The sequence below is a fragment of the Boudabousia tangfeifanii genome, assembly GCF_001856685.1.
Taxonomy (GTDB): domain Bacteria; phylum Actinomycetota; class Actinomycetes; order Actinomycetales; family Actinomycetaceae; genus Boudabousia; species Boudabousia tangfeifanii.
Genome location: NZ_CP017812.1, coordinates 1,745,493 through 1,758,250, shown reverse-complemented (window position 1 = coordinate 1,758,250; position 12,758 = coordinate 1,745,493). Strand labels below are relative to the sequence as shown.

The following is a 12,758-nucleotide window of genomic DNA, read 5'->3' as shown; positions in this document are numbered from 1 at the left end:
AGTATGTTACATATTTCTAAATATATAATTCCCGAGTATTGTATAAAGTTATACGATAATGAACGCCACATTATATTTAATACTCTTACCGCTAGTATTCTGGCTCTCGAAAAAGAAGTCGGCGATTTTATTCCCCCCTCATTAATAACTAGCGATACGTTAGGCGAGTTCTTTGTTGAGGAAAACTATGATCAGAAAGCGCTTGTGAGATACCTTCTAAAACGCGATTTGTGCAATTTTGCCCGACCCAAGTTCTTACTGTTTGATATTGAAAATGTGAAAGCGTTTGAAGCGGAACTACGCTTGCGATGGCCCTCATGTACGATTTATCTCAAAGATGACAAAGAACGAAAATTGAAACACGAAGGTCTAATAGTAAAATGTTTTCCCCAATATGAAACTCTTATTTTTGGACTAGTTCCAAGAGATGATTGTGGAGCTGTCAATAGGGTGATTCTAAAGCCCGATAAAGTTACTTTTAGCGTTTTGCGCTTTCTTCAGGAGAATGGTGTTTCGACCGCTGGAGTCTTGGAGGAAAAGTTTATAAACATGGCTTATGTGATTGACAAAAAAGTACCCTCAGACGAAGAAGTCGAAAGGTGGTGCATTGCTAATGCAAAGAAAATTAACTCAACTAACAGATATTAGTGATTCACAATGGAGTTTAAATCCACACTGTATTACTTTAGAGCTTGGTGACGATGAGATAGGTCTATTTAATCCTCTAAATTCAGCATATGCGATATTTCCAAGTCGTAATTATATTGATAACGTTGAGTTTAGTGTTGATAGTGAAACCATTCAAGATCTGGTAGATGCAGGCCTCCTTGTCCCAACGTCAGAAGATGCGTGGGAAGAGTACTTGGCGAGGAGAGATCTGGTCAGATATAACGAAGAGAAACTATCCGTAGTTATATACTTGGGCTATGACTGTAATTTAGGCTGTCCCTACTGTTATGAAAATGGAATTGCTCGTAAGCAACAGCTAACAATGTCGAATGCTGCAGCCATCATCAAGAGCATTAATATGCTTTTATCTAATCATGTTAAAATGCTCGACTTGTGCTTCATCGGCGGGGAACCGTTGATGTATAGAGATATCTATGAAACGATTTTCGACTCAATTCAAAAGCCTGAAAATTATTCGTGTCAGATAGTTACTAATGGAACCCTGCTCGATCGTGAAGCGATAGAGTCATTAGTGCGACGGGGCATTTGGGACTTGCAGATAACTTTAGACGGGGATAAGGAAAGTCATGATGCATCGCGACCCTATTTAGAAAATCCCGGCGAATCCTCGTTTGCAGATATAATGAAAAACATCCATATGATTGAAGCTGCAGATCCTAGATTCCGAGTAACTGTTAACTGTAACTTGTCTGAGTACACTACTGACGGAGTTCCAGGTTTATTAGAAGCGCTTCAAAGTCAAAACTTTCGTGGCGATCTTGTGTTTAGTTATGTTTTTCAAGCTGGCTCAACCGATTTTGAAGGAGTCTTGGCGAAAAAAGGGACAGTGTGGCGCGATTGTGTACTGCAAGCTGAAAAATACGGTTATCATTCTCCGGCTTTCAGGAGAGTTGGTTATGTCGCATGCCCTATGTATGGAGATGATTACTATATCGTAGGGCCAGATGGATATACTTATTCATGCCTAAATGGAATCGGCCGCTTTCCTTATAAAGCAGGCTTATTCTCTAATCCATTTTCTTCTGAATTTAGGTATTTTCGTGCGAAAAGAATTGAGGCCAATCCTACTCCAATGAAAATCTGTCGATATTGTGAGTATTTGTCTATTTGTCATGGAAATTGTACATATTTAAACGAAAATAATGGTTTTGATTGCCCTAAAAAATCTTGGGAGCGAAACGAAAAAGAGGTGCTTAAAGAGCATATAATGTCAGATTCTGAGATACTTTGAGGTGGTTCTCCAATTGGGCATTTGAATGTGCGAAAAGTGTTACATCGTTTCATTCCTCGCTTGTAAAGCTAGCTTTAAAGAGATTATTTTCGGTTGAATTGCTATTGCGATTTTGGGGGATACTTTTCTGCATATGTCCTGTATGTAAGTGTGCGCGGGAAATATTATTTTCAGGGTTGCGTAAAGTTTTAAATGTATTAGTTTTAGAAAACAGGAGTGCCGAACATGCGTTCGACAACTTAACTCTCTTGGGTTATCATTGTTCGCACAAGAAGCGAACAGTGTGAGGTTGTTGAAGGAGGCGCATGTTGCATGGATGAGGACTACCGGGCTTTTGGCCGGTTCATTGAGACCCGCCGTAAGGAGTTGGGGCTCACGGCTAAGAAGCTGGCTGACACGATGGGTGTTGGCACCCCGTACATGTCAGATATTGAAAACGGGCGCCGCTACCCACCCGAGAAGCATTTCGACACCCTAGCCGAGATCCTGCAGTTGGATGAGGCTGGGCGTTTGCGCATGATCGATCTTGCCGCCTGCGCGCGTGAGAATCAGTTAGCCCCTGACATTGTGGGCTATGTGCGCAAAACCGACCTCGCTCGGGTGGCACTTCGTAAAGCCCGTAAGCGTGGGGTGCCCAATGATGTGTGGGAGCGGGTCATTGAAATGCTAGACGAGCAATATCCTGACCAAGGTGGTGAAGGTGGTGGGGTGTAGATGGTGTCTCGTTGTTCCAAGCCCGCCCTCGATGCTCGAGCCCAAGCGGTGCTCCGTGACTACGATCCAGATCTACTCAGAGCCCCTGGGGCGTTGGATGTGGAGCATTTTGCTGAGTTTCATCTTGGTGCCTCGCTGCAGTATGAGCCGCTTTCACCTGATGGTGACATTCTGGGTTTAACCTGCCTGGAGGACACGCAGGTGCAGGTGTGGGATGAAACCCGCACCACCCCGTTAGTGCGCCAGGGGTTGGCGGACATGATTTTCCTTGACGAGACCGCCGAGGAAGGCTCGTGTAATGGGCGGAAGCGTTTCACCCTAGCCCACGAATGCTCCCACCTGATCTTGCATAAGCCCCTAGCCATATTGGGAGATTTTCCTAGCATGCTGGTCAATAGTCAGTCCAAACATACGGTCGAGATGCGTGATGGAGACGCGCGTGGTGAGGACTGGTGGGTCGAGTGGCAGGCCGACAACATGGCCGCCTACCTGCTCATGCCAACCCCTGCTATTAAAGCCGCGCTGCGTGAGGTGATGGCATACGACCGAGGTCGGGGGTGCGTGGACTTTGATGGGATCGCTACACTGTGCGACATCTTTGAAGTCTCCCACCAAGCCATGGGCATGCGCCTCAAAGGCCTTGGCGTTCACCTAGTTCGGGACCTGGCGCCAGTCGCATAAAACAGCACAAGCATCTTTACTGGTTTGCCAATGATGGCAGACCTACCTGGTGGCACCCCACTCAAGCGTGGGTGACCGCTTATTTTTACACCCCACTAGTTCACGAATACTGCCAACCCAGCGAACTACAGGTGTCCGCTGCTTATGGCAGCACTAATCACCTTGCTAGGAGAAGAAAGGAGGAAAAGGCTCATGGGTTCAAAGAACGCTACTGGCATCAACACCGGTGGGAGCGTGTTTGTGCCGGTCAAAAACGCGGCAGGCAAACTCATCTGCCGCGCGGACATGGTCTCTAAACGAATCGAGATCAGCCACCAGGGTCAGATCATGCAAATCTGGTTTGACACTCAAGGCATGCTGCACACCCACCAGGTCATCACCAAAGAAGTCAGTGATGTGCGCAGCCTGCCACCACCCCTGGTGACACTCGGCCGGTAGATCGCGTATGGGCTGAGGTTTGAGACAGACCAGAGCTGCGCCAGGCCCCTACCCGACAACCGCCCACCACGAAACGGGTGGGTCAACGACACAACTAAATACTCACCACCAAAAACAAAACAAGTTTTTGGGGCTCATCCGCAGAACCGCAAGACGGGCATGGATGAACACGAAAACCACCACCCCTACATCAGGGGCGGATGGGTCGTGTTCTTCGTGCCCGTCTTTTTCGTATCTCGGATGACATCCAAATGGGCGCTTTTGCGGATCGAACCCCAACTCGATTCGCAAAGGAGAGCCCCACATGGCTACCACTATCAATCTTCGCTTCGGCGATAAAACCCTGACCGGTTACACCTACATCCCCCTGACCCTCACCGATGAAGACATCACACGCATGGATGGTCTAATCGACGCCTACCACGGTGAACTCAAAGATCAAGCGCGCAAGGCAGGCCAAGACCCCGAAAAGGTTCAGCGTCCTAGCATCCAGGCGACCATTTATTGGCTCAACAACACCGAGCGTAACGATGAGCGGCGTTGGTATCACAAGAAGTACAGCCCCCAGATTGAACTTGAAGGTGCCATCGTGCCTCTGGTTGAGCATGCGAGCACGGCAGATGGGTGGGTTGAAACTCCTGGCCAAGAATCTATGCCCGATGAACACATTACCGATGAGCTCATGGCCAAGGCGCGTGCAGCCAAACTCCACGGGGCTATCAGCCAGTTGACCCCAGCGCAACAATCCCTCATCCGCGATATCTATTTCGCGGGAATGTCTGCTGCGGATGTGGCCAGGCGCGATGGGGTCAGTCGCGCTGCGGTGTCCAAGCGTCTTTCTAAGGCAAAGGCTGCTTTGGCGGCCCTGCTTGAGGGGCAAATCCAATGGTGAATGCGCTTATTTGGCGGAAGGGGTTAACACCACCTTGCTCTTATCGCCATGGGGTAGGAAGCCACCAAGTGACAATCCCGTCCTTTCATCGATTGGCTTCCAAGAAAGGAAGCTCCAGATGAGCACGAACAATGATCGGATCGATATCACGATCCACACGCCCCGCCACGCCGCGCCGCGCATCCCCTGGTTTCGCCGTCTTGCCACCTGGCTTGGCCATAATGACGAGGGTGCGGATATGCCGGTAGCGCAGGTGAGTGTGCCTGCTAAGAACATCAAATCGGTCTCCGTGACAGAAGACGACGCCGCAGGCAGTGCGCATGAGCGCCGTGTGGATGTTGATCGTCTGCTGCGCGACCTCACCGCCCAGGGTGGTGAGGCGCGATGAACCGCACCAGTCAGTTCAACACGGCAATTAACGCCCTCAACCAGATTTCCCAGGCCGCCCACGAGTTGGCGCAGCTCATGAGTGATTTGGCGTGGGAGGGCGTCGAAGACCATGCCGGCATGAGCGGCACCCGCCCCGAGGTAGCAGCCGCAAACGGTGCCGCACCGAAGCCGGCACCTGAGCAGCAAACCGCCCCGGTGGTTGAGGATCCACCTGGGTATGTGCCGATTGAGGAAGTGCGCGCGGTGCTGGCCGAGCTTTCCCGCGCAGGGCTCACCGCGCAGATCAAGGGGCTCATTGAGTCTTTTGGTGCGTCACGTTTGTCTGAGGTGGCTGAGCATGACCTCGGGGCGCTACTCGAGGCGGCGAGGGGGTTGAAGAGCGATGGCCCCAAGTAAGCACGCGCTGCTTTCGGCGTCTTCGTCGCACAGGTGGCTTCACTGCACCCCATCGGCACTTTTGGAAGCAGACCTACCAGATCAGGAAAGCGCCGCTGCTGCTGAAGGGACGGTCGCCCACGCTTTGGCTGAGCACAAGCTCAGGCGCGCCCTCCACCAAAACCCGAACCTGCGCCCTGGCTCAGACTTGGTTGATGGGCAGATGGAAGAGCATACGGACGATTACGTCAGTTTCGTGCTCGAACAACTCGCCCAGGCTCGCCAGTCCTGTCCAGATAGCAAGGTGATGATTGAGCAGCGCCTGGACTACTCGACCTGGGTGCCAGGCGGGTTCGGCACCGGCGACTGCGTCATCGTTAGCGAGCCCACGCTGCATGTTATCGACTTCAAATACGGCCAAGGCGTCCAAGTTGACGCTAGGGATAACCCGCAGATGAAGCTCTACGCCCTAGGTGCCCTGCACATGTTCGCGCATCTGTGGGACATCAAGAGCGTGGCGATGACCATCTTCCAACCCCGCCGCCAAAACGTCTCCACCTGGACCATCAGCGTCCCAGAGTTGTACCGGTGGGCCAAAAAAGATTTAGTCCATGCGGCTGAGTTGGCAGCGGCTGGTGGTGGACAGTTTTGCCCCGGTAGTTGGTGCAGGTTTTGCAAACTCGCACCCACCTGCCGCGCTCGCGCCAACCATCAGTTGGATTTGGCGAGGTATGAGTTCAGGCAAGCAGCCACCCTCACCGATGCGGAAGTCGCTGACGTGCTCACAAGGATTCCCGAGCTCACGAAATGGGCGTCTGACGTTCAAGCCCACGCCCTGAGCCAGGCTCTGGATCACGGCAAACACTACCCGGGCTTCAAAGTGGTTGCCGGCCGCTCGGTACGCAAATACACCGACGAAGACGCCGTAGCAAAAGCCGCCCAAGATGCCGGATACACCGAGATCTACAAGCAGAGCCTGTTGCCGGTAACCGCCATGGAAAAACTCATGGGCAAGAAAACCTTCAACAACATCCTCGCCAACCTCATCACCAAACCAGCCGGAAAACCATCCCTGGTGCCAGCTGATGACCCACGACCCGAACTCACCATCGCCACGGCGGCTGAGGAGTTCACCCCTGTAAACACTGACAACTCGAAATAAGGAGAACAAAAATGACAACCAACGACCCCAAGATCGTGATGACCGGCATCGTGCGTCTTTCGTACTTGAACTGCTGGGAGCCCAAGAGCATCCAGGGCAGTAAGCCGAAATATTCGGCCTCGATCATCATCCCCAAAACCGACACCGACACCCTAAACAAAATCCAGGCAGCTATCGATGCCGCAATCAAGGAGGGTGTGGGTAAGTTCGGCGGCAAGATCCCACCCAAGGGAGCCCTCAAACTCCCTTTGCGTGACGGGGATATTGAACGTGACGACGAAGCCTACCAAGGTGCCATGTTTGTGAACGCCAACTCCACCACCCAGCCGGGCATCGTGGACGCGAATGTGCAGCCCATCATTGAGCGCTCGGAGATGTACTCCGGGGTTTACGCCCGAGTCACCCTGGGCTTCTACGCCTTCAACACTAACGGGAATAAGGGCGTGGCCTGCGGACTTCGGAACATCCAAAAGATTCGCGATGGCGAACCGCTGGGCGGCCGCGTGAGTGCAGAGAGCGAGTTCACGCCGTTCACCGACCCATTCGCCACCCCATCTGGTGGGGATGACTTCCTGTCCTAACCGGTAATCCAACCCAAGCGTGAGGGGCACCAGAAGAGACAGCCAAGCTCCTGGTGCCCCTCACCTGTGCACAGCCCCTTGGAGCCAACCAATGACCACACACCACACATCCCTCACCCTCGATATTGAAACCTTCAGCGAAGTCAACCTCGGTAAGGCTGGCATGTACCGCTACGCGGCAGACCCAACCTTCGAACTCCTCCTCTTGTCCTACTCCTGGGACGCCGGCCCAGTACAAACCATCGACATTGCTAGTGGTGAGTCGATACCCGCTGACGTTCTGGCGGCTCTGGATGACCCTGGCATTACGAAGTGGGCGTTCAACGCTGCCTTCGAGCGCACCTGCCTCTCCACCTATTTGGGCAGGCAGTTGCTGCCTCATGGGTGGCGGTGTCACATGGTGTGGGCCGCAGCCCTAGGACTACCGTTGTCACTGGATGGTGTGTCCAAAGCGTTGAAGTTGAACGCCGGGAAACTATCCACCGGCAAGGATTTGATCAAATTCTTCTCTGTTCCCGCTAAGCCCTCGCTGCTGAACAATGGCCTGAACCGGAATCTGCCTGGTCATGAGCCAGACAAATGGGACCAGTTCAAGACCTATAACGCCAGGGATGTGGAGGCCGAGCTGGAACTGCATGCCAAGCTCTCGCCGTTTCCGTTGCCTGAGCAGGTGTGGCGCGAGTACTGGGACGACCAGAACATCAATGACCGTGGCATCCACCTTGACCTCGACCTAGCCAGTGCGGCAATCGAGCTAGACAAGCAGGTGCGGGATAAGAACCTCGCCCGCTCCAGTGAACTGACGGGGTTGGATAATCCGAATTCGCCGTTGCAGCTCAAAGACTGGGCCAGTAAGCGCGGCATCACCATGGGGTCGATGGGCAAGCAAGAAGTCCAAGACACCCTCGAAGCCACCACCGACCCGGTAGTCAAAGAAGTACTCGCCTTGCGGCTCGAGCTCTCGAAGTCTTCGGTGCGTAAGTATGAGGCGATGACCACCAGCGCCAACACGAACGATCACCGGGCGCGGGGGTTGATGCAGTTTCACGGGGCAGCCCGTACTGGACGCTGGGCAGGCAGGTTGATCCAGGTGCAGAACCTGCCCCGCAACTACCTACCCGACCTCGACGCCGCTAGAGCTCTCATCAAGGACCGCAACCTGACGGCGTTGGAAATGCTGTATGACTCCGTACCAGACGTCCTCTCCCAGTTGATCCGCACTGCGTTTATCCCACGGGAGGGGTGTGAGTTTATTGTTGCCGATTACTCGGCCATCGAAGCCCGCGTCATCGCCTGGCTGGCTGGTGAGGAGTGGCGGCTGGATTTGTTCAAGAGGGGTGGGGATATTTACTGCCAGTCCGCATCCCAGATGTTTGGTGTTCCGGTTGAGAAGCATGGGGTGAATGCGCATTTACGGCAGAAGGGGAAGATAGCAGAACTCGCCTGCGGATACGGCGGCTCCGTCGGCGCTTTAGAAAACATGGGAGCCTTGCGCATGGGTTTGTCCGAAGATGAGCTGCCTGGGTTGGTGTCGGCGTGGCGGGAAGCCAACCCAGCGATCGTGGAGTTCTGGTGGGCCATAGACCAAGCAGCCCAGCAGACGCTGACTAGCGGACTTCCCGCCACGACTCATGGCGTCACGTTCACCCGGCAGGCTGGAATCCTCTTCTGCTGTTTACCTTCAGGGCGTCGCTTGTCATACCCCGGAGCCACCATCACCACCGGCAGGTTCGGCCGCGACGTCATCACCTACCAAGGCCAAAACACCGCTAAACGCTGGGACTGGATTGAAACATACGGACCCAAATTAGTGGAAAACATTGTCCAAGCCACCGCACGGGATTTATTAGCCCACGCGATCCACACCGTGGAAGCCAAAGGGTGGCCGGTGGTCATGCATGTCCACGACGAACTCATCATCGAAGTCCCAACCGGAACCGCCACCGTCGATGAAACCGCCAATGCAATGTGCCAAGCACCCTCCTGGGCTAAGGGGTTGCCGTTGGATGCGGATGGATACCGGTGCGACTACTACATGAAGGAGTGAGGCGGTTAACGCAAATCCTAGTAGGGGTTAACACCAACTGACCCTCATCGCCATAGGGGTAGGAGGAGCCAATCCCGGCTTTCTCCCTCGTGAATTACCATCCGATCTGGAGGTAGCCCCTGATGGCTGACAAAACCTATTCCTGGTTCGAGCCCGATCTCGAACACCTCATCAACACCGCAACCGGCCGCAGGCTCATCTACGTCTCCTCGGCCTACTCCGGTGACACTAAACGCAACACCTATTTGGCTAAGGCCTACGCGCGTTTCGTTCACGATTGTGGTTACGTGCCCATCGTCCCGCACCTGCTCTTCCCACAATTTTTGGATGAGAAGACCGAGCGAGAGGCCGGCATTGAGGCGGCGCTCAGCCTGCTGGAGTTGTGCGACGAATACTGGGCCTTTGGAAACCTGACCGAAGGAATGGTGACGGAGTTCAAAGCCTCCCTCGCCATGGGCATCCCCAACGTGCCCTTCACCGTCACCCATTTGACCGAAGACGGCACCGAGTACCTGGGTATCACCCCATCGAGGGAATGTGACCAGGAACGTTTCACCGCTTTGACTTATGAGCGCAAGGCCCGCCGCGCACTACGCCAAGCAAACGCTGCCTTCAAGGGTGGTGAGGCCAAATGAACCCCATGACCATGTACGCCTCCAACCTTGTTGGTCAGGCCCAAAACACCCACTACCCACATGAGCACACCGTGGCCAGCCTTGATGACCTCAAGCGTGTTGTGGCCTTTGATCATGTGGTCGCTGAGTATGAGGGTGGACAGCGCGGCAACTCCCGCTTCCTAACCTCGGACTGCCTAGTGATGGACGTGGACAACGATCACTCCGAGATCGAGACCGAATGGGTGACCCCAAGCCGCCTGGCCGAGCTCATGCCCGATGTCTCTTTCATGGCGGCAACGTCCCGCAACCACATGAAAGCTAAAGGCGGCAGTAGTGCCCGGCCGAGGTTCCACGTCTACCTACCCATCAACCCGGTGAGGGATGCGGAAGCCTACGCGGCGCTCAAGCGACAGCTCGCAGCGCAGGTGCCAGTGTTCGACCAGAACGCTTTGGATGCTGGGCGGTTTATCTACGGCAACCCCGAGGCAAAGACCACCGCTATCGAGGGCGAGATCCTGGTCGATGAATGGCTGGCCCGCGACCTGTTTGCCGAGTTCGACCAAGCCTCATCCCTCATCGGTGAAGGCAGTAGGAACGCGACCCTGTCTCGTTTCGCTGGACGGGTACTCATCCGCTACGGCAACACCGAGCGCGCCAGGGAACTGTTCAACCAGAAAGCCGCGCTGTGCGACCCGCCCCTACCAGGTTTTGAGGTGGAACAGATCTGGGCATCAGCCACCCGGTTCGCGGAAAAGGTAGCTGAGGACCCGAACTATGTGTCTCCGGAGGCCTATGCGGAGTTGACCAGCCTTAAGCCGGAGGATTTCACCGACGTCGGACAAGCCACCCTCATCGCCGGGGAGTGCGCGGACAAGGTGTGCTTCTCTCCCTCGACTGGGTGGGCAGCGTATGGCAAAGGCGTATGGGACGAATCCGAGCCCAAGGCCCAGCGCGTGTTCCAGGACTTCACTACCCGCCAGCTCGCACAGGCAGAAAAAGCCCTCAGCACGACGCGCCAAAAAGCTTCGCAAGAGGGTGTGTTGCAGATGCTTGGGGTGATGAGCAAAGCCAAAGCCCTCTCCACATTCACCCCCGCCCAGCACCAACTGTTCGAGCAGCTCGCGGCCGATGAGGCGTGGGTGAAATTCGCCTACCGCGCTAGAGGCGACCGTGGCATCCAAGCAGCCATGCGCCAAGCCCGCTCCCTGGTACTGATCGACCCGGAGGATCTGGACAAAGACCCCTACATGTTCAACACCCCCGGCGGCACCTACGACCTGCGCGAGGGCCTGTCCAGCCTGCGTCCTCATGACCCGTTTGACCTGCTCACCAAACAAACCAAAGTCACCCCCAGTGACGAGGGGATGGACATTTGGGTTGACTGCCTGAGCACCATCTTCCAAGGCGACACCGAACTCATCGACTACGTCCAGCGCGTGTGCGGGCTTGCTGCCATCGGCAAGGTCATGGTCGAAGGGCTGATCATCGCCTACGGGGACGGGAGCAACGGCAAGTCCACGTTCTGGAACACCATCGCCCGTGTGCTTGGCTCCTACGCTGAGACTATTTCGGCTGAGGTGTTGATTGCGGGGAAGAAAAACAACGCGAAGAACGACATGGCCCAAACCAGAGGCCGCCGGTTGTTGATTGCGGGTGAGAACGATGAGGGCGTAAGGCTGTCGAGCTCGTCAGCCAAGCAGCTGGCGTCAACGGACAAGATCGCGGCAGAGAAGAAGTACAAAGACCCCTTCTCCTTCACCCCCTCCCACACCCTGGTGCTCTACACCAACCACCTACCCAAGGTGCGTGGCCGCGACACTGGTATTTGGCGGCGGCTGATCGTGATCCCGTTTAACGCAACCATCACGGGGAACGATGACATCAAGAACTACGCCGACTACCTCTTCGAGAACGCTGGCGGCGCGGTCCTAGCCTGGATCATGGAAGGCGCAAGGCTCATCCACGCTGAGAACTACAAACTGGTCCCACCAGCTTGCGTGGTTAAAGCCAGTGAGGATTATCGGCGGCAAAACGACTGGTTCGCTCACTTCCTCGAAGAATGCTGCGAAACAGACCCTACGTTCACCGAGCGCTCCCAAGCGGTTTATGACGCTTACCGGGACTGGGCCAACAGCCGCAACGAGTATGTGCGCAACGCTGCCGATTTTTACGAAGCCCTCGACAAAGCAGGGTTTGAAAAGAAACGCACCCGCAGCGCCCGAATGATCACCGGGCTACGCCTAACCCCCAACTTCGATGAAGTACCAACGGGCGAGATGGGGGCGGCGTGGTGAACTTCTACGACTGGATGATCCAAACCCACCTTGATGGGACCGGACCGGCCAGCCACCTGGCCGCCGACATGGAGGCCGATTTCTACACCGGCCCCTACACCCACAAAGCCCTCCTAGCTCACCTCCACGAGTGCGGAGCAATCGATGCGTGCATCGAGACCTTCGAGGAATGCTGGCGCGAATACCTCACCAGCCCCACCCGGAAACGACGCTCCAAACGCCGCCCATTGAAAGCGCCGAGGCCGTTGATTGGCAGGTGGGAAGACTCCAACCAAGGAACCTTCCTCACCCTCGGTAAGGAGCGTCAGCAAGCCCTCATGGAGTGGATTAGCGCCGACCTGACCCACGGGCGGGACTGGTGTTCCAAGACCAGTTACGGGCTCAAGCACCTCTTCGAGCGAGACACCGGTCATTACGTGACTAACGCCCAGTTCAAGGACGCCATGATCATCTCCGGCTACCAGCCAAAGAACATCAAGGCGTTGAACCACTGCTACCGGCTGCACCCACTCTCGCCCGCGTTCAACCCCGAGCGCCACTAACCCGTAAACCGGGCCGTCACCAAAGGGGCCATTCCCCACTCCTGCTGGGGGCTAGTTTCGCCTGTTAAATCAACGTTTCTAGCCCCCACCTGACGGGAAGTGTG

General features: G+C 55.0%; 14 protein-coding genes. All 14 read left to right on the top strand.

Annotated elements, in window-relative coordinates; genetic code table 11:
* Positions 1–3: 3 nt before the first annotated feature.
* The 14 genes from BK816_RS07290 (at position 4) to BK816_RS09170 (ending at position 12,654) form a co-directional block, all read left to right on the top strand.
* Entirely contained in the window at positions 4–648 is a 645-nt protein-coding gene (locus BK816_RS07290) for a hypothetical protein (RefSeq protein WP_071164583.1), read from the top strand.
* Entirely contained in the window at positions 614–1,921 is a 1,308-nt protein-coding gene (locus BK816_RS07285; RefSeq protein WP_071164582.1) for a radical SAM/SPASM domain-containing protein, read from the top strand. Before BK816_RS07290 ends, BK816_RS07285 begins: the two co-directional genes overlap by 35 nt.
* Positions 1,922–2,233: 312 nt before the next feature.
* Positions 2,234–2,635 (top strand): helix-turn-helix domain-containing protein, encoded by a 402-nt coding sequence (locus tag BK816_RS07280; protein ID WP_071164581.1) that lies wholly within the window; start codon positions 2,234–2,236, stop codon positions 2,633–2,635.
* Complete coding sequence (locus BK816_RS07275) at positions 2,636–3,316, top strand: ImmA/IrrE family metallo-endopeptidase (RefSeq protein WP_071164580.1); 681 nt, start codon at positions 2,636–2,638, stop codon at positions 3,314–3,316. It begins immediately after the preceding gene.
* Between the two features lie 192 nt (positions 3,317–3,508).
* Positions 3,509–3,754: a hypothetical protein gene (locus BK816_RS07270; protein ID WP_071164579.1), complete on the top strand. Its 246-nt coding sequence runs from the start codon at positions 3,509–3,511 to the stop codon at positions 3,752–3,754.
* A 304-nt stretch (positions 3,755–4,058) separates the two neighbouring features.
* Positions 4,059–4,646, top strand: coding sequence for an RNA polymerase sigma factor (locus BK816_RS07260; protein WP_071164577.1), 588 nt, complete (start codon positions 4,059–4,061; stop codon positions 4,644–4,646).
* 118 nt (positions 4,647–4,764) lie between these two features.
* Complete coding sequence (locus BK816_RS07255) at positions 4,765–5,034, top strand: hypothetical protein (protein ID WP_071164576.1); 270 nt, start codon at positions 4,765–4,767, stop codon at positions 5,032–5,034.
* Positions 5,031–5,432: a hypothetical protein gene (locus tag BK816_RS07250; protein ID WP_071164575.1), complete on the top strand. Its 402-nt coding sequence runs from the start codon at positions 5,031–5,033 to the stop codon at positions 5,430–5,432. The genes BK816_RS07255 and BK816_RS07250 overlap by 4 nt, the downstream gene beginning before the upstream one ends.
* Positions 5,419–6,573 (top strand): DUF2800 domain-containing protein, encoded by a 1,155-nt coding sequence (locus tag BK816_RS07245; RefSeq protein WP_071164574.1) that lies wholly within the window; start codon positions 5,419–5,421, stop codon positions 6,571–6,573. The genes BK816_RS07250 and BK816_RS07245 overlap by 14 nt, the downstream gene beginning before the upstream one ends.
* Positions 6,574–6,584: 11 nt before the next feature.
* Positions 6,585–7,154 carry a DUF2815 family protein gene (locus tag BK816_RS07240; RefSeq protein WP_071164573.1) on the top strand — a complete coding sequence of 190 codons (570 nt, stop codon included), beginning with the start codon at positions 6,585–6,587 and terminating at the stop codon, positions 7,152–7,154.
* Positions 7,155–7,245: 91 nt separating this feature from the next.
* Positions 7,246–9,201, top strand: a complete 1,956-nt coding sequence (locus BK816_RS07235) for a DNA polymerase (RefSeq protein WP_071164572.1) — start codon at positions 7,246–7,248, stop codon at positions 9,199–9,201.
* Positions 9,202–9,323: 122 nt separating this feature from the next.
* The gene (locus BK816_RS07230; RefSeq protein ID WP_071164571.1) at positions 9,324–9,836 is read left to right on the top strand and encodes a DUF7768 domain-containing protein; all 513 of its coding nucleotides are present in this window, start codon (positions 9,324–9,326) and stop codon (positions 9,834–9,836) included.
* Positions 9,833–12,112, top strand: coding sequence for a phage/plasmid primase, P4 family (locus tag BK816_RS07225; protein ID WP_071164570.1), 2,280 nt, complete (start codon positions 9,833–9,835; stop codon positions 12,110–12,112). The genes BK816_RS07230 and BK816_RS07225 overlap by 4 nt, the downstream gene beginning before the upstream one ends.
* Positions 12,113–12,180: 68 nt before the next feature.
* Entirely contained in the window at positions 12,181–12,654 is a 474-nt protein-coding gene (locus BK816_RS09170) for a hypothetical protein (protein WP_156982008.1), read from the top strand.
* The last annotated feature ends 104 nt before the right edge of the window (positions 12,655–12,758 follow it).